24 protein-coding genes are annotated in these 25636 nt (G+C 59.7%); 4 read left to right on the forward strand and 20 right to left on the reverse strand.

The window, feature by feature from the left end; all coding sequences use genetic code 11:
• Positions 1 to 24 precede the first annotated feature (24 nt).
• The 4 genes from AF70_RS13195 to AF70_RS13210 form a co-directional block, all read right to left on the reverse strand.
• Entirely contained in the window at positions 25 to 1995 is a 1971-nt protein-coding gene (locus tag AF70_RS13195; protein ID WP_028939262.1) for a DUF692 family multinuclear iron-containing protein, read from the reverse strand.
• Positions 1996 to 2011: 16 nt separating this feature from the next.
• A complete protein-coding gene (locus tag AF70_RS13200) occupies positions 2012 to 3172 on the reverse strand; it encodes an HEXXH motif-containing putative peptide modification protein (RefSeq protein ID WP_019580907.1) in 1161 nt (386 codons plus the stop codon).
• 14 nt (positions 3173 to 3186) lie between these two features.
• Positions 3187 to 3663 carry a GNAT family N-acetyltransferase gene (locus AF70_RS13205; RefSeq protein WP_026286480.1) on the reverse strand — a complete coding sequence of 159 codons (477 nt, stop codon included), beginning with the start codon at positions 3661 to 3663 and terminating at the stop codon, positions 3187 to 3189.
• A 111-nt stretch (positions 3664 to 3774) separates the two neighbouring features.
• A complete protein-coding gene (locus AF70_RS13210; protein ID WP_018926867.1) occupies positions 3775 to 4038 on the reverse strand; it encodes an Os1348 family RiPP precursor in 264 nt (87 codons plus the stop codon).
• Between the two features lie 619 nt (positions 4039 to 4657).
• On the opposite strand from AF70_RS13210, the gene AF70_RS13215 reads away from it, so the two are divergent.
• Positions 4658 to 5917 (forward strand): OprD family porin, encoded by a 1260-nt coding sequence (locus AF70_RS13215; RefSeq protein ID WP_028939261.1) that lies wholly within the window; start codon positions 4658 to 4660, stop codon positions 5915 to 5917.
• 112 nt (positions 5918 to 6029) lie between these two features.
• Here the strand turns inward: AF70_RS13215 and pcaC are convergent, their stop codons facing one another.
• The 12 genes from pcaC to AF70_RS13275 all read right to left on the reverse strand — a co-directional run bounded on the left by pcaC (position 6030) and on the right by AF70_RS13275 (position 17540).
• Positions 6030 to 6422, reverse strand: coding sequence for a 4-carboxymuconolactone decarboxylase (gene pcaC, locus AF70_RS13220; protein ID WP_028939260.1), 393 nt, complete (start codon positions 6420 to 6422; stop codon positions 6030 to 6032).
• A gap of 10 nt (positions 6423 to 6432) precedes the next feature.
• Positions 6433 to 7239 carry a 3-oxoadipate enol-lactonase gene (gene pcaD, locus AF70_RS13225; RefSeq protein ID WP_028939259.1) on the reverse strand — a complete coding sequence of 269 codons (807 nt, stop codon included), beginning with the start codon at positions 7237 to 7239 and terminating at the stop codon, positions 6433 to 6435.
• Between the two features lie 11 nt (positions 7240 to 7250).
• Positions 7251 to 8615 carry a 3-carboxy-cis,cis-muconate cycloisomerase gene (locus tag AF70_RS13230; protein ID WP_028939258.1) on the reverse strand — a complete coding sequence of 455 codons (1365 nt, stop codon included), beginning with the start codon at positions 8613 to 8615 and terminating at the stop codon, positions 7251 to 7253.
• 45 nt (positions 8616 to 8660) lie between these two features.
• On the reverse strand, positions 8661 to 9956 hold the full coding sequence (locus AF70_RS13235) for an MFS family transporter (RefSeq protein ID WP_019580913.1): 1296 nt from the start codon (positions 9954 to 9956) through the stop codon (positions 8661 to 8663).
• Positions 9957 to 10173: 217 nt separating this feature from the next.
• Positions 10174 to 10740, reverse strand: coding sequence for a protocatechuate 3,4-dioxygenase subunit alpha (gene pcaG / locus AF70_RS13240; RefSeq protein WP_028939257.1), 567 nt, complete (start codon positions 10738 to 10740; stop codon positions 10174 to 10176).
• Between the two features lies 1 nt (position 10741).
• Positions 10742 to 11446, reverse strand: a complete 705-nt coding sequence (pcaH, locus tag AF70_RS13245; protein WP_018926874.1) for a protocatechuate 3,4-dioxygenase subunit beta — start codon at positions 11444 to 11446, stop codon at positions 10742 to 10744.
• Between the two features lie 37 nt (positions 11447 to 11483).
• Positions 11484 to 12689, reverse strand: a complete 1206-nt coding sequence (gene pcaF, locus AF70_RS13250) for a 3-oxoadipyl-CoA thiolase (RefSeq protein ID WP_172901227.1) — start codon at positions 12687 to 12689, stop codon at positions 11484 to 11486.
• A complete protein-coding gene (locus AF70_RS13255) occupies positions 12686 to 13465 on the reverse strand; it encodes a CoA-transferase subunit beta (RefSeq protein WP_019580916.1) in 780 nt (259 codons plus the stop codon). The genes pcaF and AF70_RS13255 overlap by 4 nt, the downstream gene beginning before the upstream one ends.
• Positions 13465 to 14322 (reverse strand): CoA transferase subunit A, encoded by an 858-nt coding sequence (locus AF70_RS13260; RefSeq protein WP_018926877.1) that lies wholly within the window; start codon positions 14320 to 14322, stop codon positions 13465 to 13467. The genes AF70_RS13255 and AF70_RS13260 overlap by 1 nt, the downstream gene beginning before the upstream one ends.
• Positions 14323 to 14615: 293 nt before the next feature.
• Entirely contained in the window at positions 14616 to 15962 is a 1347-nt protein-coding gene (locus AF70_RS13265; protein WP_028939256.1) for an MFS transporter, read from the reverse strand.
• A 288-nt stretch (positions 15963 to 16250) separates the two neighbouring features.
• Complete coding sequence (gene pcaR, locus AF70_RS13270; RefSeq protein WP_007935836.1) at positions 16251 to 17093, reverse strand: pca regulon transcriptional regulator PcaR; 843 nt, start codon at positions 17091 to 17093, stop codon at positions 16251 to 16253.
• Positions 17094 to 17354: 261 nt separating this feature from the next.
• Entirely contained in the window at positions 17355 to 17540 is a 186-nt protein-coding gene (locus AF70_RS13275; protein ID WP_138866217.1) for a hypothetical protein, read from the reverse strand.
• Positions 17541 to 17750: 210 nt separating this feature from the next.
• Between AF70_RS13275 and AF70_RS13280 the strand changes: the two genes are divergently transcribed.
• Both AF70_RS13280 and AF70_RS13285 read left to right on the forward strand, forming a co-directional pair.
• The gene (locus AF70_RS13280) at positions 17751 to 17951 is read left to right on the forward strand and encodes a hypothetical protein (RefSeq protein WP_018926880.1); all 201 of its coding nucleotides are present in this window, start codon (positions 17751 to 17753) and stop codon (positions 17949 to 17951) included.
• A gap of 377 nt (positions 17952 to 18328) precedes the next feature.
• Positions 18329 to 19804, forward strand: coding sequence for an inorganic phosphate transporter (locus AF70_RS13285; RefSeq protein ID WP_028939255.1), 1476 nt, complete (start codon positions 18329 to 18331; stop codon positions 19802 to 19804).
• 149 nt (positions 19805 to 19953) lie between these two features.
• Here the strand turns inward: AF70_RS13285 and ccoM are convergent, their stop codons facing one another.
• From ccoM to AF70_RS13295, 3 genes are all read right to left on the reverse strand, one after another.
• Positions 19954 to 20070 (reverse strand): cytochrome c oxidase subunit CcoM, encoded by a 117-nt coding sequence (gene ccoM, locus AF70_RS29955; protein WP_018926882.1) that lies wholly within the window; start codon positions 20068 to 20070, stop codon positions 19954 to 19956.
• A gap of 144 nt (positions 20071 to 20214) precedes the next feature.
• A complete protein-coding gene (locus tag AF70_RS13290; RefSeq protein ID WP_007935839.1) occupies positions 20215 to 20376 on the reverse strand; it encodes a hypothetical protein in 162 nt (53 codons plus the stop codon).
• Between the two features lie 104 nt (positions 20377 to 20480).
• Positions 20481 to 20822, reverse strand: a complete 342-nt coding sequence (locus tag AF70_RS13295) for a hypothetical protein (RefSeq protein ID WP_019580919.1) — start codon at positions 20820 to 20822, stop codon at positions 20481 to 20483.
• A 229-nt stretch (positions 20823 to 21051) separates the two neighbouring features.
• Between AF70_RS13295 and rapA the strand changes: the two genes are divergently transcribed.
• Positions 21052 to 23898 carry an RNA polymerase-associated protein RapA gene (gene rapA, locus AF70_RS13300; RefSeq protein ID WP_028939254.1) on the forward strand — a complete coding sequence of 949 codons (2847 nt, stop codon included), beginning with the start codon at positions 21052 to 21054 and terminating at the stop codon, positions 23896 to 23898.
• Positions 23899 to 24043: 145 nt separating this feature from the next.
• On the opposite strand, the gene AF70_RS13305 is transcribed toward rapA, so the two are convergent.
• Complete coding sequence (locus tag AF70_RS13305) at positions 24044 to 25411, reverse strand: MFS transporter (RefSeq protein ID WP_269210591.1); 1368 nt, start codon at positions 25409 to 25411, stop codon at positions 24044 to 24046.
• Between the last annotated feature and the right edge of the window lie 225 nt (positions 25412 to 25636).

Here is a 25636-nt window from a genome sequence, read left to right on the forward strand (position 1 = left end):
GTGAAAAAAACCAGCCTGTTCTCGTCACCCTCCGACCCCATTGACCAGAAACACCGGCTCTTCTAGATAATCGAGCCCCAAGCGGTTTTCGAACATTTCGTCGCGTAACGCTGCGGTCGTGAAACTGCCCAGGCCCAGCGCGGTGGCCAACAGTGAAAAGGTCTGACTCAGATGCCCGGCATCCATCAGCGCCACCCGCAATGCGCGGCTGAATTCGTATTTCCAGGCCATCCGCTCGACCCGCGCCGTGGAAACGAACACCGCTGCCGCCTCCTCTATCCATGTCTGACCACCACAGGCCTCGCTGATCCAGACCCGTGGATCTTCCAGGGAAAGCAGCTCCAGCCCGTGACGACGCACCGAATAATGGTAAAGCCCCCGCTCGAAACCTTGCACATTCATCAGCACCGCATACACCTCGGTGCCCTGCAACGATCCGCCCGCCGGCGAGGTTTTCTTCAGGAAGTAGTCGCCCATGCGGTTGTGCTGCACGACGGTCGCGCCCCAAGTGTAGTAGAGCAACAAAGACAGTTGTTCCGAACTCAACGGCTGATCACTGAAGGTTCGCGACGTGCGGCGATTGCACAGCGAGTCCAGCAGCGTCGGCTGAGCGATCGCACAGGCAGGCAGCAGCGGGTTTTCCAGGGCGATGAACGGATGGGACCAGTAGTCCTTGAACGCCGACGGCTGAGGTTGCGCCGAGGCCTTTTGCTCCAGCTCCGTTTCCAGCTCGGCAACGCTGATGTAGGGCGTGTGCGAGCCGGTCCGGGTACTCAGGTAAAACTCCAGCGCTGCATCCCAACGGGTCCAAAGGTTGAGCGAATGCTTACCCTGGTTATACGTGACCGAACACGATTGATTCACCACGGGCAGCAAAACACCGTGGCTGACCAGCGTCTTCAGGAATGCCAGGTTGTCGTCCTGCGCCGGACTCTGCAAAACCCCCGGCAGCAACAAGGCACTCTCCAGCGTCTGCGGGCTGAGGAAGTGGCGCAGTAACGGCAGCAACGTCACGTCAAACTCCAGGCTCAAGTCCTGCTGCCGGTCCCGGATAAAAAACGACGCTGAGCCAACGCTGAGCCAGGTGCTTTCCCTGAGTTTCAGCAGGGTCTGCGCGCCCTCCGACGGCGTCTGTTGATCGCCCTGTTGATCAAGCCCCTGCCAGAACAGGGCCTTGGGCCTCAAGGACTTGATGGCCTTGATCAAGGTCAACAGTTCCGCATCATCGGTTTTGCGCGAAATATCCCACTCCAGGGTGATCGCTTTCACCGGGGATGACTTAAACAATTCACGCAAAATGTCCCAATCCCGCCGTGGATGGCTGGTGTGAATCTCAATCAACCGGTCCAGCGGCAACGAACGCAAATAGTCGTTCAGGTCGTAACCCTGGGTTCTGGCGGTCGTGATCGCGCTGTCGAGATCCAGCAAAAATCCCGAGCCGCTGCGCGCCACCACACTGGAAATGAACTCGCCTTCGGACTGCTCTTGTGCGCCCGACAATGAAAACAACCGCGGTGCGTTTTCCAGCACCAGCAGTGTGGCCGTGAGCTCGCGCAATTCGATGGCATTGGCCACCACCGTGTCCGCCACCTCTTGGGCCAGGGTCGGCAAAATGAAGTGCTGCGTATCGCCACCGTGGAAACGCGACCAGGAAATATGCTCGGCCAGCCACGGCGAGCGGGTTTTGTCGCACAGTCGCCGCGTCATGTGCAGAAACTCGCGATCCATCGCGATGCCCACGCTGCCCAGGGACAAACTGGACGAGTGCAGCAGGCTCGGTACGTGAGCGCTGAGATCAAGTAAACGAGGCTGCAGGATGCAGTGGGTCGGCTGAAACTCGACGTAATCGAAATGCGGCAGGCCCTCAGCGAGAATTCGCTCAACCGTCGGGTCAAGTCCATCCTCCGACCGGTCATCCTGTGCCCTGCGCCGTGGCAAATGGTATTCCAGCCCTACGCCGGCCTCGGGATAGGACGAGGCATCAAACATCCCCATGTGAGCCTCCCCGGCTTCAGGCGGTCAGACCCAGCAAGCGTTGTTGCTCAGTATCAGTCCCCGATATCGCCAACAGCCCGGCATATTGGTTTTCCTGTGCTCTGACCTCTTTGGCGAGGTTTTCCAGAAGTTGACGTCCTTGTGGGGTGAATTCAGTGCTGGCCTCAAAGTCCGGCAATGCCTTGATCAAGCCTCGCAGAATGTACAACAGACGGTTTTGCGCCCTCTGCAGCTCATCGGTCGAACGCGAACGAACCCGCCCCAGGTATTTGACCAACGCGATGTACACGTAAAACGCGTGGAAGTAGCCATAAAAGTCACGCTTCTGTCCCGACCACGGCAAGGTGTACAAAGGCTCCCGCGAGGTCTCTTCCTTAACGACCGGGCACGCCTCGACAATGTGATAGAGCAACTGATGAGTGGCCTCATGCACCAGGGACTCTTCCAGATCGAGTATCGAATCATCCCGGCTCGACAACAGGATGATTCCGGTGAAACGGGACGCCGAACAGCTTCGAAATGAACCATCGGGTAAATAAAAAATCGACTTGACCAGTTTTTTGATTTGCTCACGGCAGGCGGGCCATGTGTGCTCTATGCGCAACAGGGCAATATTCACCACGTCGCAAAAAAACCGTACGGAGTAACCGCTACGCTCCAACTGTTTGCGGACGGCTTCATCCTCCGGAAACTCATAGCTGGGCGGCATCACTATCGCTACCAGCGGATCGACATCAAATCGATGCACAGGGGGGCAATAATGATTCACGCGGGAACTATCGGATGCTTTGACACGCACTAACATCTCTGGAAATTCAAACAGCATTTTTTCCAGCTCACTCCTGTCCTCGGTCTTTTTCGTGATGACCAGATTGGCATAATGAGCCGTCAGCACATTCCACACTTGAAACACCGGATCATTAATAATCAAGCGCTGTTCACGGGTCGGAGGAACGATAAGATTAAATGCCTGCTCAAAAAACTCTGCCAGATGTGGAGCGTTGGGAAACAACTGAAAAAGTTCGGTGTACAGCGCAACAAAGCTGGTGTATCGATTTCGACTGACACGCTCCAGCAAGACTTCAAATCGCGAAGGCTCCGAATCCGCAAGGAAGGTCGTACCCTGAAATAAATCCTCGACCGAGAGCTCACGTTGACCACTGTTACCGATGTCCATTTCTCAACCTTCCCTTAGGTTGGCGGCAACGGCTTCGCCATTGTCAGACTGGCAATGCCATAACCCAGTTGTTCATATAGACGACGCGCCGCATCGTTGCGACCAAAGACATGCAACCGCACTTCCTTGCATCCCGCCTGGCTCGCCCATGACTCCAGGGCCAGCAGCGATTGTTTTGCATAACCCTGGCGGCGTTCGCCGGGGTCAATGTAAATATCCAGAATGAAGGCGATCCGACCGGCGCCAGCGTGTCGTTCGGCAACCCATAATTCACCGATGCGCCGCGCTTGATCCTGGATTACCCAGAGTTGATTCTTTTCAGTCAATCGCCCTTGCGGCAACAATTGCTCGAAGACGCTGCGTGCCCTTTGCGACGCCTCCTCCTGGCCCCACTCGCCGGCGGCGACCATCCCGTCGCCATATTCAGCAAGCGCTCTGTCGGCGAACGTAGCAAAGTCCGCGTCATTCATTGGAGCCAAGGTGACAGACATGCGTCATTCACTCCGTGCCCGAGTGCTTCAGGTCATGAGTCTGATAAGGCCATTCGGCGTACCACCGTAAAAGCCCACCTTTCGTGGCACGCCAAATGGCATCACCCACCGTTAATCCATGCGCGCTTGTTGCTGCTGGTTCTGTGTATCGAATACCGCGCGTATCCCCAGGTTGCTCCGAATGCTGGAGGAAGCTGCCGTCAGTTTTGCAGCATCAATACCTTTAACCGCCGCGATCTCGTCAGTACTTAAGTGCACGCCAATATTTTTAGCCGCCCCTGCCGGATCACTGTGTAAGGCGTTGGCAAATTTTTCGTCCAGCACGGCCCGTCCCAGAACCGAGGCCAAACGTTCCTGATTGACTTTATTACCCATGGTACTTCTCCTTGTTATTTCGGCATGACGAAAAACATCCCCTGACGAAGCATGAGAATTTCTTTTGCCCGCCTGAGGAATTTGAATATAGCAAGGCCTCTTTTCTTTTCCAGCCAAGCCCATGGCTCTCTTTAAATCTTTTTACGATAACCGACAACACCAATTCTTAAGTTTAACCGGCGACTATTGATCTACCTTTAATGACAGCCAACACTGTAGGAAACGTCTTACAACTAAAGCAATAAACACTTCCATCTAACATCAACAAAGCAACAAGGCGCCATTAATAGAACACACCTGCGGATGCCCCTTATCAACCCGAATAACTATGGGATTTTATTAAGAATGCCTCATACCGTCCGCGCCCAGGCAGACGTCGATTAGTGTTCGTTAATCGCCCAAAACCCCATCCCCCCCAATTGAATCCCCCCGCCCATCCCTCGCACCATTGTCCGCACCTGCAAAAATCAATAACAACAAGGTCCGACACCATGACTACGCGCCCTCTGCGCTCCGGCTGATCTCGCCTCCCCCTTATCCGAATTCGATTTTTTGTCTGCGACCCCTTGGTTGCGGCTGAGTAGTGCTTTATCCCTGACAATTAGAGAGACCCGAGCCCATGACTTCCTCCACCACGCAGTATTTGTTTCCCAGCCTGATCGCCATCGCATTGGCCGGCGTGGCCCTGCCCGCCTTGGCCGAGGAAGCGGGCTTTGTCGAAGGAGCCAAGGCCAACCTGAACCTGCGTAACTTCTACATCAACCGTAACTTCACCAATCCGACCAAGAGCCAGGGCAAGGCTGAAGAGTGGACGCAAAGCTTTATCCTCGACGCCAAATCCGGGTTCACCCAGGGCACCGTCGGGTTCGGCATGGACGTGCTGGGGTTGTATTCGGTCAAGCTCGACGGCGGTAAAGGCACCGGCGGGACGCAGTTGCTGCCGCTGGATCACGATGGCCGCCCGGCGGACAACTTCGGTCGCGCCAACGTGGCGTTCAAGGCGAAGCTGTCCCAGACCGAAGTGAAGGTCGGCGAATGGATGCCGGTGCTGCCGATCCTGCGTTCGGACGACGGTCGCTCGCTGCCGCAAACCTTCCGTGGCGGCCAGATCACCTCGAAGGAAATCGACGGCCTGACGCTCTACGGCGGCCAGTTCCGCGCCAACAGCCCGCGCGACGACAGCAGCATGAGCGACATGTCGATGACCGGCAAAGCGGCCTTCAAGTCAGACCGCTTCAACTTCCAGGGCGTCGAATACGCCTTCAACGACAAGCGTACTCAGATCGGCCTGTGGAATGCTGAACTCAAGGACATCTACAGCCAGCAATACGTCAACCTGATCCACACCCAACCGCTGGGCGACTGGACCCTGGGCGCCAACCTCGGGTTCTTCTACGGCAAGGATGACGGCAGCGCCCGGGCGGGCGAGCTGGACAACAAAACCTGGTCGGGCCTGTTCTCGGCCAAATACGGTGGCAACACCTTTTACGTCGGCCTGCAAAAACTCACCGGCGACAACGCCTGGATGCGGGTCAACGGCACCAGCGGCGGCACCCTGGCCAACGACAGCTACAACTCCAGCTATGACAACGCCCGGGAAAAATCCTGGCAAGTGCGCCACGACTACAACTTCGCCGCCCTTGGCGTGCCGGGCCTGACCCTGATGAACCGCTACATCAGTGGCGACAACGTCCACACCGCCACCACCAGCGACGGCAAGGAATGGGGCCGCGAAAGCGAACTGGGTTATACGGTGCAGAGCGGTACGCTCAAAAACCTCAACGTCAAATGGCGCAACTCCACCATCCGCCGTGACTTCAGCAACAACGAGTTCGACGAGAACCGCTTGATCGTCAGCTATCCGATCAGCCTGCTGTAAGACTCCAAAACGCCTTCGCGGGCAAGCCTCGCTCCTACAAGATTAACCATGACCTTGTAGGAGCGAGGCTTGCCCGCGAAGGCGTCAGCTCAGGCAACACAACTTTCGCGGATCACTCCCGCGACTCAACCCCCAACTCATCCCACACCGACTCGGCCAAATGGAACGTCGCGTTGGCCGCCGGAATTCCGCAATAGATCGCACTCTGCATGATCACTTCCTTGATCTCGCCACGGGTTACGCCGTTGTTGGCGGCGGCGCGCAGGTGCAGTTTGAGTTCTTCGTTGCGGTTCATGCCGATCAACATGGCGATGGTGATCAGGCTGCGGGTGTGGCGCGGCAGGCCCGGGCGGGTCCAAATGTCGCCCCAGGCGTGGCGGGTGATCATCTCCTGGAACTCCGAGTTGAACTCGGTCAGCGCGTTCAGGCTGCGGTCGACGTGGGCGTCGCCGAGCACTGCGCGACGGACTTTCATGCCCTCGTCGTAACGTTGTTTCTCGTCCACAAAAAATTCCTCAATGACCTGAAAGAAACGCCAGCACCCGCTCGCTGAACGCAGCGCCGGCCTGGACGTTGGACAGGTGCGCGGCGTAGAACTCGGCGTACTCGGCGCCCCGTACATGTTCCTGAATGAAATGCCCGCCAGACGGCGGCGTGACCGCATCTTCGGTGCCGGCGATCACCAGTAGCGGCGCCTTGATCGAGGACAACTGATCGCGGAAATCGGCATCGCGCACCGCCGCGCAATTGGCCGCGTAACCTTCAGGCGAGGTAGCCGCGAGCATGTCGGTGATCTGCTTCGCCACTGCTGGATTGGCAGCGGAAAAATCCGCGGTAAACCAGCGTGCAATCGACGCATCGCGCAGGGCGACCATCGCCGCCGCGCCGTCGCGCAGCACGGTTTCGATTCGTGGGTTCCACACCGATGGATCGCCGATTTTCGCCGCGGTGTTGCACACGATCAGTTTGTTCAAACGCTGACCGGCATTGATCCCCAGCCATTGGCCGATCAACCCGCCCATGGACAGACCGCAGAAATGTGCGCGCTCGATGTGCAAGGCATCCAGCAGCGCCAGCACGTCGCGGCCCAGTTGCTCGATGCTGTACGGCCCTGGCGTCACCAATGACTTGCCGTGACCACGGGTGTCAAAACGCAGCACCCGGAAATGCTCGGTGAACGCCGGGATCTGTGCGTCCCACATGTGCAGGTCGGTACCCAGTGAGTTGGACAGCACCAGTACCGGCGCTTCTTCAGGGCCATCGAGTTGCGGCCCTTGAATTTGGTAGTGCAGTTCGCCCTCGGCGAGTTGTACGAATGCCACAGCAGTCTCCTTCAGGCAGTCAACGCAAAATGTTCAGCCACCGCTCGCTCGACCCAGGTATGGGCCTGACCGAGGTAATGGGCGGGGTCCAGCAGATGATCGAGTTCAGCGCCCGACAACTCGGCGGTCACTTGCGGCTCATCGCCGAGTACCGCGCGCAGATGACGTTGCTCGGCCACAGCACGCTTGCAGCATTGCTCCAGCAGATGATGCGCGGTGTCGCGACCGACCCGTTGCGCCAGGACGATGCTCACGGCTTCAGCGAGCACCAGGCCTTGGGTCAGGTCGAGGTTGCGGGTCATGCGCATCGCGTCCACTTCCAGTCCGTCGACCACCAACAGCGCTTGCTGCAGGCTGCCCGACACCAAGCAGCAGATCTCCGGCAGGGTTTCCCATTCGGCATGCCACAGGCCCAGGCTGCGCTCGTGTTCCTGGGGCATCGCGCTAAACAAGGTCGAGAGCAAACCCGGCACCCGCGTCGCCGCACCGATCAGCACCGCCGCGCCCACCGGGTTGCGTTTGTGCGGCATGGTCGAGGAACCGCCCTTGCCCGGCGCCGACGGTTCAAACACTTCGCCGGCTTCGGTCTGCATCAACAAGCTGATGTCGCGGCCGAGTTTGCCGAGGCTGCCGGCGATCAAGCCAAGCACCGCGCCGAACTCCACCAGACGATCACGCTGGGTGTGCCAGGGTTGTTCCGGCAAGGTCAGTTGCAGTTCCGCGGCCAAGACTTCGGCAATCGGCATCGCCTGATCGCCAAGGGCCGCGAGGGTGCCGGAGGCGCCACCGAATTGCAGCACCAGCAGGCGCGGCTTGAGTTCCAGCAAACGCTGGCGGCTACGAGTCACCGCGCCCAGCCAACCGGCGATCTTCATGCCGAGGGTGACTGGTGTCGCATGTTGCAACCAGGTGCGCCCGGCCAGCGGCGTGACGACGTATCGCTTGGCCTGGGTCGCGAGGGTTTCTCCCAACTGCGCCAGATCAGCTTCGATCAGTTGCAGCGCGCGGCGCAATTGCGACACCAGGCCGGTGTCCATCACGTCCTGGCTGGTTGCGCCCAAATGCACATAGCGCTCGGCTTCAGCATCGCTTTTGGCGATCTGCTTGCCCAGCGCCTTGACCAAAGGGATCGCCGAATTGCCCGCCGTGGCAATCGCCTCGCCGAGAGCGGCGAAGTCGTAATGCTCAGCCTTACAGGCCGCTTCGATAGACGCGACAGCCGCTTGCGGAATCAGGCCCACCCGTGCTTCGGCCCGGGCCAGTGCGGCTTCGAAATCAAGCATGGCCTGAACCCGGCCCTGATCGCAGAACACCTCACGCATGTCGCGTGCGGTGAAGTAGGCATCGAACAATTGATTGCCCGGTCGCTGATTCATAAACAGTCCTTGCAGGCGAGGGCCTGTAAGGCCCCCGCATAAAAATCAAAGGTCGTTTTCCAGATACTTCGGCTGTTTCGGCAGTCGCAGGCTGAACAGGAACGCCACCGCCATCATCACCGTCACGTACCAGTAGAACGAGTTTTCCATGCCCCCGGCTTTAAGGCTCAGCGCTACATATTCCGCCGAACCGCCGAAGATCGCATTGGCCACCGCATACGCCAGGCCAACGCCCAAGGCGCGCACCTCTGGCGGGAACATTTCGGCTTTCACCAGACCGCTGATCGAGGTGTAGAAACTGACGATCGCCAGCGCCACGGTAATCAGCACAAAGGCCAGGAACGGATTGCTGACACTTTTCAGGCTCAACAGGATCGGTACGGTGCACAACGTGCCGAGGGCGCCGAACCAGAGCATCGAATTGCGCCGGCCAATCTTGTCGGCGAGCATGCCGAAGAACGGTTGCATGCACATATAAAGGAACAGCGCGCCGGTCATGATGTAGCTGGCGGTCTTGGCGTGCATGCCGGCGGTGTTCACCAGGTACTTCTGCATGTACGTGGTGAAGGTGTAGAAAATCAGCGAACCGCCGGCGGTGTAACCCAGCACGGTGATGAAGGCGGCCTTGTGATCGCGGAACAGCGCACCAATGCTGCCGGCGTCTTTGTTTTCACGCATTTCCTTGCTGCTGGTTTCCTTGAGCGCACGACGCAGGAACAACGAAATCAACGCCGCCGCCGCACCGACCACGAACGGAATCCGCCAGCCGTAGGCACGCAATTCATCCTCATTGAGGAACTGCTGCAGGATCACCACCAGCGACACCGCCAGCAACTGTCCGCCAATCAGCGTCACGTACTGGAACGACGCGAAGAACCCGCGCTGGCCCTTGAGGGCGACTTCGCTCATGTAAGTCGCGGTGGTGCCGTATTCGCCGCCCACCGACAAGCCCTGCAGCAAGCGCGCGAACAGCAACAGGATCGGCGCCCAGACACCGATACTGTTGTAGGTCGGCAGGCAAGCGATGAGCAGCGAGCCGAAGCACATCATCAGAATCGAGATCAGCATCGAATTCTTGCGCCCGTGCTTGTCCGCCAGCCGGCCGAAAATCCAGCCGCCGATGGGGCGCATCAGAAACCCGGCGGCAAACACGCCCGCGGTATTGACCAACTGCACCGTGGGGTTATCGGACGGGAAAAAGGCCGGGGCAAAGTAGATCGCACAGAAGGCGTAGACGTAGAAGTCGAACCACTCGACCAGATTGCCGGACGAGGCGCCGACAATCGCAAAGATTCTTTTGCTGCGTTCTTCACCGGTGTAGACAGCTGTGGAGGTTGTCATTGTTTTTTCACTCTGTGGGGACCGTGAGAGTCTAGACATATTTCGCAACAGCTGTGGCGAGGGGGCTTGCCCCCGTTGACTTGCGAAGCAAGCCCTAGACCGGTTGGCGCGACCTGTTAGGTAGATCGCGCCAACCGGTTTACGACTGCTTCGCAGCCGAACGGGGGCAAGCCCCCTCGCCACAAAAAAGCTCCTTGGTCAGCAGAGCCCTCGCCACTCAATAGTCGAAGAACACCGTCTCCGCATCCGTCCCCTGCAGAATCACATTCCACTGATAAACACCCGCAGCATCCTGCTTCGCCAACAAGGTGCCACGACGTTCGGCGGGCACGCATTCGAGCAGCGGGTCCGTCACGTTGGCTGGCTCACCATCGAAGTAAATCCGCGTCAGCAAGTGCTTCACCAACCCGCGAGCAAACACCAGCACCACCAGGTGCGGCGCCTGGGTCGTGCCCTTCAGGCCTTCCACAGTGCCCGGCTTGATCGTGGTAAAGCGAAAGCGCCCTTGCGCATCCACCGGCACCCGGCCAAACCCTTCGAAGTTCGGGTCCAGGGGCTTGTCCTGATCGTCTTCGGGGTGGTCGTACTTGCCAGCGGCGTTGGCTTGCCAGACTTCGAGCATGGCGTCGTTGACGAAGTCGCCATTGCCATCGACGACTTGCCCGGTGATCGCCACACGCTCGCCGAGGGTCTGTTCAACGGTCAGGTCTTCACGGTTCAGCCAGGTCAGGCCGATGTGATAGTACGGTCCGACGGTGTGGGATGTGGTCGCGTTCAGCGTCATCTTATTTCTCCATCGGCGTGGCGTCGCGGCCGCGCAAAACGATGTCCCAACGATAAGCGAGGGCATAGGAAGGGATGGTTTTTTCCAGGTCGAAACTGGCGATCAAACGTTCTTTGGCGCTGGTATCGGGCACGCAGTTGTAGATCGGGTCGTAGGCCAGCAACGGGTCACCCGGGAAATACATCTGGGTCACCAGGCGCGTCAGAATGCTCGGTCCGAACAGGGAGAAATGGACGTGCGCCGGACGCCAGGCATTGTGGTGGTTACCCCACGGGTAGGCGCCAGGCTTGATGGTCTGGAACTGGTACCAGCCATCGGCGTCAGTCACGGTGCGGCCGGTGCCGGTGAAGTTCGGGTCCATCGGTGCGTCGTGCAGATCGCGGGCATGGTTGTAACGACCGGCGGCGTTGGCCTGCCAGATCTCCACCAGAATGCCCGGCACCGGCAGACCGTCTTCATCCAGCACACGGCCGTGGATGATGATCCGTTCACCCAATGGCTCACCCGAGTGCTGGGCGGTCAGGTCGTTGTCCCGCTCCTGAATACGCTCGGCGCCGATGGTCGGGCCGGTGATTTCCGACAGCGAATGAGGCAAAAACACCAACGGCTTGGACGGCGAGCGAAGGTTGGTGGATTGATAAGGAGGGTGCAGGTATTCCGGCTGAGTGCCCGCCTGCGGGCGACGGTAACCTGGTTTGTCAGTCATTGCGCTTTCCTCAATTCTTATTAGTCGCTTCTGTGCGTCAGACCCGTTCGATCGCCAGGGCCAGGCCCTGACCGACACCGACACACATGGTCGCCAAGCCTTTCTTGCCGCCCGTCTTTTCCAGTTGATGCAGTGCGGTCAGTACCAAACGTGCGCCGCTCATGCCCAGAGGATGGCCCAAGGCAATGGCTCCACCGTTCGGGTTGACCTGGGCCGCGTCATCCGCCAGTCCCAGTTCACGCAGCACCGCCAGACCCTGGCTGGCGAAGGCTTCGTTGAGTTCGATCACGTCGAAATCGTTGACCGCCAGGCCCAGGCGCTCAGTCAATTTACGCACCGCCGGCACCGGGCCAATACCCATCACCCGTGGTGCGACACCGGCGCTGGCCATGCCGAGCACTTTGGCGCGGGCGGTCAGGCCGTGTTTCTTCACGGCTTCGGCCGAAGCCAGAATCAGCGCTGCAGCACCGTCGTTCACACCGGAGGCATTGCCGGCGGTGACGGTTTTGTCGGGGCCGTTGACCGGTTTGAGTTTGGCCAGGGTTTCGAGTGTAGTGTCGGCGCGAGGATGTTCGTCCTGGCTGACCACTGTTTCACCCTTCTTGTGGGCAATGCGTACTTCAACGATTTCTTCGGCGAAAAATCCTGCGGCTTGCGCGGCGGCTGTCCGTTGCTGACTGCGCAGTGCGAAAGCGTCCTGATCCTCGCGGGAAACCTGGTAATCGTCGGCCACGTTATCGGCGGTTTGCGGCATTGCATCAACGCCGTACTGGGCTTTCATCAACGGGTTGATGAAACGCCAGCCGATGGTGGTGTCTTCCAGCTTCATGTTGCGCGAAAACGCGGCGTCCGCCTTGCCCATCACGAATGGCGCGCGGGACATCGATTCGACGCCACCGGCAATCGCCAGCTCCATCTCACCGCTGGCGATGGCCCGAAACGCAGTGCCGATAGCGTCCATGCCCGAAGCGCAGAGGCGATTGAGGGTGACGCCAGGAATGGTTTCCGGCAGCCCCGCCAGCAGCAACGCCATGCGAGCCACGTTGCGGTTGTCTTCGCCGGCCTGGTTGGCGCAGCCAAGGAACACCTCGTCCACCGCGTTCCAGTCCACCGACGGGTTGCGCGCCATCAGCGCCTTGATCGGCACGGCGGCCAGGTCATCGGCGCGAACCGCCGACAGGCCACCGCCGAAACGGCCGATGGGGGTACGAATCGCGTCGCAGATATAAACGTCACGCATCAGGCTTCTCCGGGTGCTTGGCCGTGGGCCGCCGCAGTGCGGGCTTCCAGATCACGCAGCGCGGTCAACTCGACTTCAGTTGGCTCGGCAGTGTTTTCAACGGTGTCGGCAAAACGAATCGGCCAACCGGTGGCCGCGATCACTTGCTCGCGGGTCACCCCTGGGTGCAGCGCGGTGACCACGAATTCATGGGTGCCGGCTTCCGGTTCCATGATGCACAGGTCGGTAATAATGCCGACAGGACCGGCGCCTGGCAGGCCGAGACGTTTGCGCGAATCACCGCCCTCGCCATGACCAACCGAGGTAATGAAGTCGAGCTTGTCGACGAACGAACGCGCCGACTGCTTGAGGATGATCAGCACGCTCTTGGCGGAACCGGCGATCTCCGGCGCGCCACCTGCACCTGGCAGGCGAACTTTCGGCTGGTGGTAGTCGCCGACCACCGTGGTGTTGATGTTGCCGAAACGGTCGACTTGCGCGGCACCGAGAAAACCGACGTCAATGCGCCCGCCCTGCAGCCAGTAGCGAAAAATCTCGCCGGTCGGGACGACGGTGTCGGCGGTTTCCGCCAGCTCACCGTCACCGATCGACAATGGCAGTACGCTTGGCTTGGCACCGATCGGACCCGATTCGTAGATCAGGACTACATCGGGCGAGGACGTCAGTCGCGCCAGGTTGGCGGCTTTCGACGGCAGGCCGATACCAACGAAGCACACCGAACCGTTTTTCAGGCGGCGGGCGGCGGCGACGGTCATCATTTCATTGGTGGTGTAAGTCATTACTTGGCCTCCGAAGCAGCGGCCAGCTTGGCCTGGAACTCGCTGAAGTCAGCGCAGCCGTGGATGTACTCGTTGATCCACGCGGTGAAGGTTTCACGGTCGCGGGCAATCGGATCCCAGGCCTGGTAGAAGCGGTTGTCACGCTCGGTGTAACCGTGGGCGTAGGACGGATGCGCGCCGCCCGGTACGTGGCAGACCGCGCTCAGAGCCCAGGTCGGCAGCACGCAAGCGTTCATCGGTGCGTTGAGGTCATCGACGATTTCTTCGACGGTGACGATGCAACGCTTGGCCGCCAGCGCCGCTTCTTTCTGCACCCCGAGAATGCCCCAGAGCAACACGTTGCCTTGGCGGTCGGCTTTCTGCGCGTGAATCACGGTGATGTCCGGACGCACCGACGGTACCGCCGCCAGCACTTCGCCGGTGAACGGGCACGTGACGGTTTTGATCAGCGGGTTGACCTTCGGCAGGTCGGAACCGGCGTAGGCTCGCAGCACCGCGAACGGTAAGCCCGAAGCGCCCGCGACGTAGGCATTGGCCAGGTCGGCGTGGCTGTGCTCTTCGATTTCCAGCGCATGCGGCCACTGCCGCTCGACTGCGTCACGCAGACGGTGCAGCGAACCGACGCCGGGGTTGCCGCCCCAGGAGAAAATCAGTTTGCGAGCACAACCGGCACCGATCAACTGGTCGTAGATCAAGTCAGGCGTCATCCGCACCAGGGTCAGGTCTTTCTTACCCTGACGAATGATTTCGTGACCGGCCGCCGTAGGAATCAGGTGAGTGAAGCCTTCGAGCGCGACGGTATCGCCGTCGTTGACGAACTGCTTCACCGCGTCATGCAGCGAAAGGATTTCAGCCATGGGGCAGGCTCCCGTTTATTGTTAACCGACAGTGTGGGAAAAAGGCGCCGATGCGCAGCGCCGGAATGACTGAAGATTAAGCCCCTGGAATGACCCAAACAATCCGATAATCGACTGAGTGTTCGTTTATCGAACAGATTGTTACCTCGCTATCGTTCTCTTTCAGATCGTTCCCACGCTCTGCGTGGGAATGCAGCCAGGGACGCTCCGCGCCCCAAAAGCGGACGCAGAGCGTCCATTGAGGCGTTCCCACGCAGAGCGTGGGAACGATCGAACAATCTCGGAAATCGCCCTCAGGTCGCATCCGCATGGCTGACCATGCCCTTGATCACCACCGCCGTGGTCGCCAACGCGGCCGGAATCACCAGAGCCGTCAACACCTGCTCGAAGTTCCAGCCCAGGCCCAGCAACGTCGCGCCCATCCACGCCCCGAGGATCGCGCCGAAGCGGCCAATCCCAAGCATCCACGACACACCGGTCGCCCGCCCTTGCGTCGGGTAAAAACGCGCCGCCAGCGACGGCATTGCCGATTGCGCGCCGTTGACACACATCCCGGCCACCAGCACCAGGGTCGCCAGCACGGCGATGTTGCCCAGGCTCTGCCCTACCGCGTAGGCAAACACCCCGGCCAATAGGTAGAAAGTGCCGATGACCTTGTGCGGATTGAACCGGTCCATCGCCCAACCCACGCCCACTGCGCTCAACACCCCACCCAGCTGGAACAGCGCACCAATGAATGCGGCCTGCTCCATGCTCGCGCCGCTGTCACGCATCAGCGTCGGCAACCAACTGGTCAGCAGATAAACAATCACCAGCCCCATGAAGTACGTCAGCCACAGCAACAATGTGCCGGTGCTGTAAGTGCCGGAGAAGATCACCGCGAATACATTGCGTGCCTTCACGGTTTTCTGTTCCGGCACGCTGAAGCTCGAAGCCCGGGCCACCAGCGCTGGGTCGATCGGTGCCAGGGCTTTGCGCACTTTGTCGGTACCGCGATTGCGCACCACCAGATAACGCGCCGATTCTGGCAACCACAACAGCAAAACGACGGTGAGCATCAGCGGCAGAATCCCGCCGATCATCAACAGGCTGTGCCAGCCGAAGGCCGGGATCAGTTTGGCCGAGATGAAACCGCCCCCGGCCATGCCGAGGTTGAAGCCGCAGAACATGCTGGTCACCAGCAGGGATTTCTTGCGTTCCGGGGTGTATTCGGACAGCAGCGTGGTCGCGTTCGGCATGCCAGCGCCCAGGCCCAGGCCGGTGAGGAAACGCAGCACCAGCAGTTGATCGACATTGGTGCTGTAAGCCGATGCCAGGCTGAACGCACCGAACAGCAACACCGCACCTACCAGTACGACTTTTCGCCCGAAGCGGTCAGCCAACGGCCCGGAACCCAAGGCGCCAAAGACCATGCCGATCAGTGCCGCACTCATCACCGGGCCGAGGCTGGCGCGATCGATGCCCCAGTCCTGGGACAATGCCGGCGCGATAAACCCCATGGCCGCGGTGTCGAGGCCATCGAGGAAGACAATCAGGAAACACAGGATCACCACCCGCCATTGGTAGCGCGAAATGGGTTGAGCGTTGATGAAGGACTGCACGTCGAGGCAGTTCCCTACAGCAGACTGAGGCTGGTTCATTATTTTTATTCCACGCAAAGAACGCAGTCGAACAAGTGCCAGCCGAGGCTGACGCTGTCACAAGAAAAGAAGGTCGGGATCAGGCGATCCGGTTTCGGCAGCTAAGCCGGTGGGAACAGCGACAGTGGGGAAACGTGCACATGACGATGCCTCTTCTCATTATTATTGGGTCGTCGTCCGGCAACCGGCCGAGGGCCAGCAGCGCCGGATGACGCTGCCGCGACATTAATGATCCGAGAGAAACAGCGTCAATTCGATAAACGCGACTCTGTGCGTTTATCGAACAGCTTAGGCGAACAGCTGCGCACTCAGGTCGCGGCTGGCACTCAACAAACCGGGCAGGAAACGTTGCTCCAGCTCGCTGCGGCTGACCCGGCCGGCATGGGTGCTGACGTTCAGCGCCGCCACTACCTGGCCAGAAGCGTCATACACCGGCACGGCAATCGAGCGCAGGCCTTGCTCCAGTTCCTGATCGACGATGCACCAGCCTTGTCGCCGTACTTCTTGAAGGCATTCGAGCAAGGCTTCGGGGGTATGCAGGGTGCGACTGGTCTTGGCTTGCAAGTCTGCATGGTCGAGGTATTCGCGCAGCGACGTGTCGTCCAGCGCGGCGAGCAGAATCCGGCCCATGGAGGTGCAATAGGCCGGCAAGCGCCCACCCACCGAGAGGTCGACGGAAATCAGCCGCTGGGTAGTCGCCGAGCGCGCAATGTACAAAATGTCATCACCCTCCAGCGTGGCCATGTTGCAGGCCTCGTGCAGTTGCTCGCTCATGCGGTCCAGGTACGGCTGGGCAGACACCGCCAGTGGAGTCGACGACAGATAGGCATGGCCCAGGGTCAAGACTTTGGGCAGCAGCGAATAGGTGCGCCCGTCGGTGGTGGCGTAGCCGAGCTTGATCAGCGTATGCAGGCAACGTCGCACAGCGGCGCGGGGAATTTCCGTGCGGTGGCTGATCTGTGCAATGGTCAGGTGCCGCTTGCGCTCCTGGAACGCTTGCACCACCGCCAGGCCACGGGCCAGGGAAGTCATGAAATCCGGGTCACCGGTCAGGGCCTGGATTCGCTTGGCGGGCGAGGCGACGATCGGCGGCGCTACTGAAGCGAAGGAATTGCGCATTTGATCGTTCATATCAGGTTCCCCACACGGATCAGCGACTATTACAAGCGGCCCCGGTCTGACACACAAGCCAGCGGCTGCCAGGATTGGGCGATTATCGAACCACAGACCGATAATCGCAATCGTGCTGCGTGCATTCAGCCATCCTGCTTTCACTCACCCACAATACGGTTGTTATTTTCGGTCACTGGTTTAAAGGAGAACGATGTAATAATTTGTCCGGCTTAATGGCGCCAGAAAGTCACCACTGCAACTGGCATCAGTCCACCGTAGTTACCGGCAAGTTGCGAGCAACAAAACAATCACACATGAGGAACTACTTTTAACTGCCAAGAGATAGTGTTCTTCGAATCGACCGCTATAATGCATTTCAGAGGCGACCGGTTTTTTTGTACCGATTCCGCCCGCCGGCAGCGCGATATCCATCGCCGCTGTCCGCAGCAAGCGCTTGACGCTCATTTAATATGTTCCGCCAACGCGCTCGCTGAAACAGGAGACTGATGCTGCGTCAGCTGTTTTTCTCTGGTGCCGTGGCCGCCTGCAACATTGAAGTATTGATTGTGCCGTGGGAACGATGTCGTATCAGGCATTGTCCTTTCGACGAGCATGGTCAATAGATCGATGCAGCGCGTTTCACCAGAATTAATCTCAACTCAATTAGGTAGCACTGTGACGAAAGACGAACTGCGCGCGGAACTTGAGCGCCAGGAACAACGTTACAAGGAAGTTTACGGCGGGGAAATCACCACCTACGCCGCTCAGCCCGAACCCGAACGCAAACCCTGGCGTAAACGCGCCACCGTTCAGGATCAGGCCTTCACCCAGGAATTGCAGAAGATGGAAAAGGAACTCAAAGCCGAAGAGCCATGACCGCCTCGACTTGAATCCTTTCAAGAGCCTGCGTCTGCACCCGTTAAAAACGGGTTGTATCGATGGTGCTTTTCGCGCCCGCTACAAGCGGGCAGCGGCTTCCTCATCCATTCGATGAGGCAAACGGCTCTTGCCTGACCTTCTTCTCAGATATTTCACACAAGCGTTCAAGCCTCTCGTCCCAACGAGAGAAACCCTTGTGGCAGCTGCCTTTCCAAGCGAATTCAATGACTTGTAGGCCCCTGAAAAACCCTGGGATTCAGGGGATTGCCATCCACTAATTCATTGAAGAATGTAACCGATGAGCAGCAAGTGCATCGATTATCAGTCTTTTCTGGCATAATCGCGCCCCCTTACGAACGGGTCAGAAAACCTTCATGATCGATTTATTCAGCGGACTGGATGCTTGGGTGCTTGTGAGCCTCTTGCTCGCCCTGGCCTTTGTCCTCGCCTTCGAGTTCATCAACGGCTTTCATGACACCGCAAACGCGGTGGCCACTGTTATCTACACCAAAGCCATGCCGCCTCATCTGGCGGTGTTCTTTTCCGGTGTGTTCAACTTCCTCGGCGTGCTGCTGGGCGGTGTGGGGGTGGCGTATGCCATCGTCCATCTGCTGCCGGTAGAACTGTTGATCAATGTGAACACCGGTCACGGGCTGGCCATGGTGTTCTCGTTACTCGCCGCCGCCATCACCTGGAACCTGGGCACCTGGTACTTCGGTATCCCGGCCTCCAGTTCCCATACGCTTATCGGTTCGATCCTCGGTGTCGGCCTGGCCAACGCCCTGATCAACGACATTCCGTTGGCCGACGGCGTGAACTGGCAGAAAGCGATCGACATCGGCGCGTCCCTGGTGTTCTCGCCTATGGCCGGCTTCCTCGTTGCCGCCCTGGTGTTGATCGGCCTTAAATGGTGGCGTCCGCTGTCCAAGATGCACAAGACACCGGAACAGCGCCGCAAGATCGACGACAAGAAACACCCGCCGTTCTGGAACCGTCTGGTACTGGTGATTTCGGCGATGGCGGTCAGCTTCGTGCACGGCTCGAACGATGGCCAGAAAGGTATCGGCCTGATCATGCTGGTGCTGATCGGTATCGTCCCGGCGCAGTTCGTACTCGACCTGGGCAGCACCACCTACCAGATCGAACGGACGCGCGATGCAACCCTGCACCTGAGCCAGTTCTACAAGCGCAATGCCGATACGCTGGGTGATTTCCTGGCCCTGGGCAAAAGCGTGGAAGGTGATCTGCCGGAGAAATTCCGTTGCAACCCGCAACAGACCGAACCGACCATCGCCGCCCTGCTCGACACCCTCAAGGGTGTAGCCGACTACCACTCGCTGCCGGCGGAAAGCCGCATCGAAGTGCGTCGTTACCTGCTCTGCCTGGACGACACGGCGAAGAAAGTCAGCAAGCTGCCTGGCCTCGCTGCCCGTGAAAAGGCTGACCTGGACAAACTGCGCAAGGACCTGACCACCACCACTGAATACGCCCCGTTCTGGGTGATTCTGGCGGTCGCACTGGCCCTCGGCCTGGGTACCATGGTCGGCTGGAAGCGCGTGGTACTGACCATCGGCGAGAAAATCGGCAAGCAAGGCATGACCTATGCCCAAGGCATGTCGGCGCAGATCACCACCGCGAGCATGATCGGCCTGGCCAACATCTTCAGCCTGCCCGTCTCCACTACCCACGTCCTGTCCTCAGGCGTGGCCGGCACTATGGTCGCGAACAAAAGCGGCCTGCAAGGCGGCACCGTCAAAACCATCCTGCTGGCCTGGGTCCTGACCCTGCCAGCCACCGTAGGCCTGTCGGCCGGCCTGTTCTGGCTGGCCTCCAAGGCACTGGGTAGCTGATACACCGCTACTGAAAAAGGCGCGTTCCGTGAGGTTCGCGCCTTTTTTATTGCCCGCATTTCGGTATTAGAGCGTGGGAACGATCGCACAAAAAAAAGGGCGACCGAAGTCGCCCAAAATGCCTTGCGTGCTCATTGCTCCAGAAAGACCTACGGTTTTCTCCGCTTATGCGAATCCTTCCAGATAAAAAATCCAAACCCTGCAAAAAACAGAACCATGAGGCCGACTGTCAGCACTCCGGCGATCACCACGTTATCGAAAAACATGACTGGCCTCCTGGACTTGCCCTGTTGCGATGGGGCTAAGTTAACCAATCGGGCAGGAGAGAAAATTGACCGGGATCAATGCCGCCCGCGACGGGACGTAAAGGAAGGGAAATAACTGACCTGCATCAACAGATGCAGGGTGTTTCAACGCTTTTTCGGTTTGTTCTTCGGCTTTTTCTTCGCTTTACCCAACGGCATGGCCTGCTCAAATGCCTGGCGCACTTCGTTCAGGCGCTTTTCATTAAGGTCATGAACCCGTTTGGCACGTTCAGAATTGAGGTCGATCAGCTTGTCATCTTGGCTCATGGCGTTCAGTGCATCGCTTGGAAATGAATTCAGCTGCCGGCTAAAGGCGACAGGATTGCGCCAATAATGCGGTCTGGCGCGGGCGCTGACCAGTCTCCGACACTTCAGATCTCAATATCGACCCACAACCCCTGACGTGGCTGATTCTCCATCAACGGCACCACCGGCACGGTATTGTCGGCATTGAGCTCATTGCCGGGGATCGCCAGATGCTCTTCAGGATCCTCATCGGCCTCGCGACGGCGTCGCTCCCGCTCCTGCTGCCGACGCTGTTCCTCGCGCAGCTGCAGGCCCGCCTCTTCCGGGTCGCGCTTTTGCAGGTCGATAGTGCTTTCATTGGAGCTTTCCTGCACCGGCACCACGGGGGGAATATCCGGACGCTGGCGGATCGGATCCTGCTGTGAAGTGATCGGCACGGCGCTCAAGGGGAGCATCGGTGGCAGCATATTATTAGTCTCCTGTCAGAAGTCTGTCGGCTGCGGGGATGGCGACTTGAGCCATTGGTCGCAAACTTGTGATCCGCTTGGCACGATCTTCCATCGGACAACGTAGAACTCAAGCGTTCCCGAAGATCGAAAGATCGCAGCCTTCGGCAGCTCCTGCGCACGTAAACCTTTGGTCTGGGGCCTGATTCCGTTAAGATAGCCCGCTTTTTCAAGGTGGGAGTCAGGCAGCATGGCGCAGCAGTATCAACCGGGGCAACGCTGGATCAGTGACAGCGAAGCCGAGCTGGGTTTAGGCACCGTTCTGGCACAGGACGGCCGCTTGTTGACCGTGCTCTACCCGGCCACTGGCGACACTCGCCAGTACGCGCTACGGAATGCGCCCCTCACCCGCGTGCGGTTTTCGCCGGGTGACTCGATCACTCACTTCGAAGGCTGGAAACTGACCGTACAGGAAGTCGACGACATCGACGGCCTGCTGGTCTACCACGGCCTCAATGGGCAGAACGAAGTGGTCACCCTGCCGGAAACCCAGCTGTCGAACTTCATTCAGTTCCGACTGGCGAGCGACCGTCTGTTCGCTGGCCAGATCGACCCGCTGGCCTGGTTCTCCCTGCGTTACCACACCCTGGAACACACCAGCCGCCAGTTGCAGTCATCGCTCTGGGGCCTGGGTGGCGTGCGCGCGCAACCGATCGCGCACCAGTTGCACATCGCCCGTGAAGTCGCCGACCGCATTGCGCCGCGGGTTCTGCTGGCCGACGAAGTGGGCCTGGGCAAGACCATCGAAGCCGGTCTGGTGATCCATCGCCAACTGCTCTCGGGCCGCGCCAACCGCGTGCTGATCCTGGTGCCGGAAAACCTCCAGCACCAGTGGCTGGTGGAGATGCGCCGCCGCTTCAACCTGCAAGTTGCGCTGTTCGATGAGGAACGCTTCATCGAAAGCGATGCCACCAACCCGTTCGAAGACACCCAGCTCGCCCTGGTGGCGCTCGAATGGCTGGTGGAAGACGAGAAGGCCCAGGACGCGCTGTTCGCCGCCGGCTGGGACTTGATGGTGGTCGACGAAGCGCACCACCTGGTGTGGCACGAAGACCAGGTCAGCCCTGAGTACTCCCTGGTGGAGCAGCTTGCTGAAACGATCCCGGGCGTATTGCTGCTGACCGCAACCCCGGAACAACTGGGCCAGGACAGCCACTTCGCCCGTCTGCGCCTGCTCGACCCGAACCGTTTCCATGACCTGCATGCCTTCCGCGCCGAGAGCGAAAACTATCGCCCGGTGGCCGAAGCCGTTCAGGAGTTGCTGGACAAAGGGCGCCTATCGCCTGAAGCGCACAAGACCATTCACGGCTTCCTCGGCAACGAAGGCGAAGCCCTGCTGAGTGCAGTCAACGATGGCGATACCGACGCCAGCGCCCGTCTGGTCCGCGAACTGCTGGACCGCCATGGCACTGGCCGCGTGCTGTTCCGTAATACCCGCGCCGCCGTGCAGGGTTTCCCGGAGCGCAAACTGCACCCGTACCCGCTGCCGTGCCCGGCCGAATACCTCGAACTGCCGTTGGGCGATCACATCGAGCTGTACCCGGAAGTCAGCTTCCAGTCCCAGCCGGACGCCAACGAAGAAGAACGCTGGTGGAAATTCGACCCGCGCGTCGAGTGGCTGATCGACACCCTGAAAATGCTCAAGCGCACCAAAGTGCTGGTGATCTGTGCCCATGCCGAAACCGCCATGGACCTGGAAGATGCCCTGCGCGTGCGTTCCGGCATTCCGGCCACGGTGTTCCACGAAGGCATGAACATCCTTGAGCGTGACCGCGCCGCCGCCTACTTCGCCGACGAAGAATTCGGCGCCCAGGTGCTGATCTGTTCGGAAATCGGCAGTGAGGGTCGCAACTTCCAGTTCTCGCACCATCTGGTGCTGTTCGACCTGCCGTCGCACCCGGACCTGCTGGAGCAGCGTATCGGTCGTCTCGACCGGATCGGCCAGAAGCACGTCATCGAACTGCACGTGCCGTACCTGGAAACCAGCCCGCAAGAGCGGCTGTTTCAGTGGTACCACGAAGCGCTGAACGCCTTCCTCAACACCTGCCCGACCGGCAACGCCTTGCAGCATCAGTTCGGCCCGCGCCTGCTGCCGCTGCTGGAAGAGACCGACGATGGCGAGTGGAAAGCGCTGATCGACGAGGCCCGCGCCGAGCGTGAGCGTCTGGAAGACGAACTGCACACCGGTCGCGACCGCTTGCTGGAGCTCAACTCCGGCGGCGCGGGTGAAGGTGATGCGCTGGTCGAAGCGATTCTCGAACAGGACGATCAGTTCGCCCTGCCGATCTACATGGAAACCCTGTTCGACGCCTTCGGCATCGACAGCGAAGACCATTCGGAAAACGCGCTGATCCTCAAGCCCAGCGAAAAAATGCTCGACGCCAGCTTCCCGCTGGGCGACGACGAAGGCGTGACCATCACCTACGACCGTAACCAGGCGCTGTCTCGCGAAGACATGCAGTTCATCACCTGGGAACACCCGATGGTTCAGGGTGGCATGGACCTGGTGCTGTCCGGCTCGATGGGCAACACCGCCGTGGCGCTGATCAAGAACAAGGCACTGAAACCGGGCACCGTGTTGCTGGAACTGCTCTACGTCAGCGAAGTGGTTGCCCCGCGTTCGCTGCAACTGGGTCGTTACCTGCCGCCGGCCGCCCTGCGCTGCCTGCTCGACGCCAATGGCAATGACCTGTCGGCCCGGGTGTCGTTCGAAACCCTGAACGATCAACTGGAAAGCGTGCCCCGCGCCAGCGCCAACAAGTTCATCCAGGCCCAGCGCGACCAGCTGACGCCAAGGATCAACGCCGGCGAAGAGAAGATCACCCCGCGTCACGCCGAGCGCGTGGCCGAGGCACAACGTCGCCTGGCGGCCGATACCGACGAAGAACTGGCGCGCCTGACCGCCTTGCAAGCGGTCAACCCGACCGTGCGCGACAGCGAACTGGTTGCCCTGCGCAAGCAGCGCGAGCAAGGCCTGGCCATGCTCGACAAAGCGGCATTGCGACTGGAAGCGATTCGGGTGTTGGTAGCGGGTTAATCCCCCTACTCCACCGCTATAAAAAAGGCCCGCAGCGATGCGGGCCTTTTTTTGTCTGCTGGATTGTTTTGGTGTTGTTGATGGCCTCATCGCGGGCAAGCCCGCTCCCACAGGTTATATGAACGACATAAGTCCCTGTGGGCGATCAGGCAGTCACCGCAGAGCCTGCAGGCTCAACCACCGCCACCAACCCTTCTTTCATCCGCTTCGCATCCCGCACAAAACACCGCGATGCCAAAAACAGAAACACCATGGTGAAAAACAGCGCCACCGGGATCAGGTACATCGCGTCATGCAGGCCGACAGCCTTGAACGCCTCGGTCATCTGCTCGGCACCCGCCGAGAGCATCGCGGTATGGGCGAAGTGATCGGACAGACCGCCCACCACCACCGGCCCCAAACCACCGCCCAACAGATACAACCCGGCAAAGAACAACGCCATCGCCGTCGCCCGCAGGCGTGGTTCGACCACATCCTGAATCGCCGTGTACACGCAGGTGTAGAAGTTGTAGGCGAACAGCCACCCCAGGCTGAATACCGCGACAAATACCCCGATCTCGATCCGCCCGGCATGCAGCGCCCAAGCCGTGCACAACGTCGAAATGATCAGGCTGAACGCGGCGAACAGCAGTCGCCCGTTGGCCACCCGCTGGTGAATCTTGTCAGCAATCCATCCGCCTAATGTCAGGCCGAACAACCCGGTCACCCCGACGATCACCCCGGTCGCCACCGCCGCGTCCTGTAACGGCATCAGGAAATAGCGCTGCAGCATCGGCACCAGAAACGAGTTGCAGGCATAAGTGGCGAAGTTGAAGCACAGCCCCGCCATCACCAGCCACAGAAAAGTCGGCACCGCCAGCACTCGACGGATCGGCCGGTCCACGCGCTCCTGAGACACTTGCACACTTTCCGCCGCGCCACGTTTCGGCTCTTTGATGAAGAACATGAAGACCGCCAGGATCAACCCCGGCACCGCCGCGATAAAGAACGGAGCACGCCAGCTGTCGAACGCCTTGACCATCGCACCAATGGTGAAGAATGCCAGCAGCAGGCCCAGCGGCAAGCCGAGCATGAAAATGCCCATGGCCCGCGCCCGACGATGCGCCGGGAACAAATCGCCGATCAACGAGTTGGCGGCCGGCGCGTAACTGGCTTCACCGATGCCGATGCCCATCCGCACGATCAGGAAACTCCAGAAACTGCCCACCAACCCGTTGACCGCGGTCAGCCCGCTCCACGCCGCCAGGCCCCAGCCCATCAGTTTGCTGCGCGAACCGGTATCGGCCAATCGCCCCAGAGGCAGGCCCGCAATGGCGTAAACGATGGTGAATGCGGTGCCGATGATCCCCAGCTGAAAGTCGCTGAGGTGCCACTCCATGCGGATCGGCTCGATGATGATCGCCGGAATGGTGCGGTCGAAGAAGTTGAACAGGTTGGCCAGGAACAACAGGAACAGAATGCGCCAGGCATTCGCCGCTTGGGTCGAGTTCTGCATGGGTCCGTCTCTTTTTATTGTTGTTGGGGCCGTCACTGTCCCCGGAACCTCCAATCTAGTCAGGCCCGTCAGGGCTGTCTGTCATTATTCGCAAGGCTGATATCAGCCCATGGCGCCACACATAACTTGTGGGATCAATGCTGTCAGGGAGTCAGGTTTTTCACCATCAGTCGCAGGCTGGAAAAATACCTCCGTACCCCCCTTCCCAACGGCATGGCGAAGCCTAGAATAGCGGCCTTGTCT

The organism is Pseudomonas sp. KD5, assembly GCF_012932895.1.
GTDB lineage: Bacteria > Pseudomonadota > Gammaproteobacteria > Pseudomonadales > Pseudomonadaceae > Aquipseudomonas.

Bases quoted from the DNA above. Each gene is read 5' to 3' on its own strand.
- AF70_RS13195 (WP_028939262.1), bottom strand. From the start codon at position 1,995: ATGGGGATGTTTGATGCCTCGTCCTATCCCGAGGCCGGCGTAGGGCTG.
- AF70_RS13200 (WP_019580907.1), bottom strand. From the start codon at position 3,172: ATGGACATCGGTAACAGTGGTCAACGTGAGCTCTCGGTCGAGGATTTA.
- AF70_RS13205 (WP_026286480.1), bottom strand. From the start codon at position 3,663: ATGTCTGTCACCTTGGCTCCAATGAATGACGCGGACTTTGCTACGTTC.
- AF70_RS13210 (WP_018926867.1), bottom strand. From the start codon at position 4,038: ATGGGTAATAAAGTCAATCAGGAACGTTTGGCCTCGGTTCTGGGACGG.
- AF70_RS13215 (WP_028939261.1), top strand. From the start codon at position 4,658: ATGACTTCCTCCACCACGCAGTATTTGTTTCCCAGCCTGATCGCCATC.
- AF70_RS13230 (WP_028939258.1), bottom strand. From the start codon at position 8,615: ATGAATCAGCGACCGGGCAATCAATTGTTCGATGCCTACTTCACCGCA.
- AF70_RS13235 (WP_019580913.1), bottom strand. From the start codon at position 9,956: ATGACAACCTCCACAGCTGTCTACACCGGTGAAGAACGCAGCAAAAGA.
- pcaG (WP_028939257.1), bottom strand. From the start codon at position 10,740: ATGACGCTGAACGCGACCACATCCCACACCGTCGGACCGTACTATCAC.
- pcaH (WP_018926874.1), bottom strand. From the start codon at position 11,446: ATGACTGACAAACCAGGTTACCGTCGCCCGCAGGCGGGCACTCAGCCG.
- AF70_RS13255 (WP_019580916.1), bottom strand. From the start codon at position 13,465: ATGACTTACACCACCAATGAAATGATGACCGTCGCCGCCGCCCGCCGC.
- AF70_RS13260 (WP_018926877.1), bottom strand. From the start codon at position 14,322: ATGGCTGAAATCCTTTCGCTGCATGACGCGGTGAAGCAGTTCGTCAAC.
- AF70_RS13265 (WP_028939256.1), bottom strand. From the start codon at position 15,962: ATGAACCAGCCTCAGTCTGCTGTAGGGAACTGCCTCGACGTGCAGTCC.
- pcaR (WP_007935836.1), bottom strand. From the start codon at position 17,093: ATGAACGATCAAATGCGCAATTCCTTCGCTTCAGTAGCGCCGCCGATC.
- AF70_RS13275 (WP_138866217.1), bottom strand. From the start codon at position 17,540: ATGAGCGTCAAGCGCTTGCTGCGGACAGCGGCGATGGATATCGCGCTG.
- AF70_RS13285 (WP_028939255.1), top strand. From the start codon at position 18,329: ATGATCGATTTATTCAGCGGACTGGATGCTTGGGTGCTTGTGAGCCTC.
- ccoM (WP_018926882.1), bottom strand. From the start codon at position 20,070: ATGTTTTTCGATAACGTGGTGATCGCCGGAGTGCTGACAGTCGGCCTC.
- AF70_RS13290 (WP_007935839.1), bottom strand. From the start codon at position 20,376: ATGAGCCAAGATGACAAGCTGATCGACCTCAATTCTGAACGTGCCAAA.
- AF70_RS13295 (WP_019580919.1), bottom strand. From the start codon at position 20,822: ATGCTGCCACCGATGCTCCCCTTGAGCGCCGTGCCGATCACTTCACAG.
- rapA (WP_028939254.1), top strand. From the start codon at position 21,052: ATGGCGCAGCAGTATCAACCGGGGCAACGCTGGATCAGTGACAGCGAA.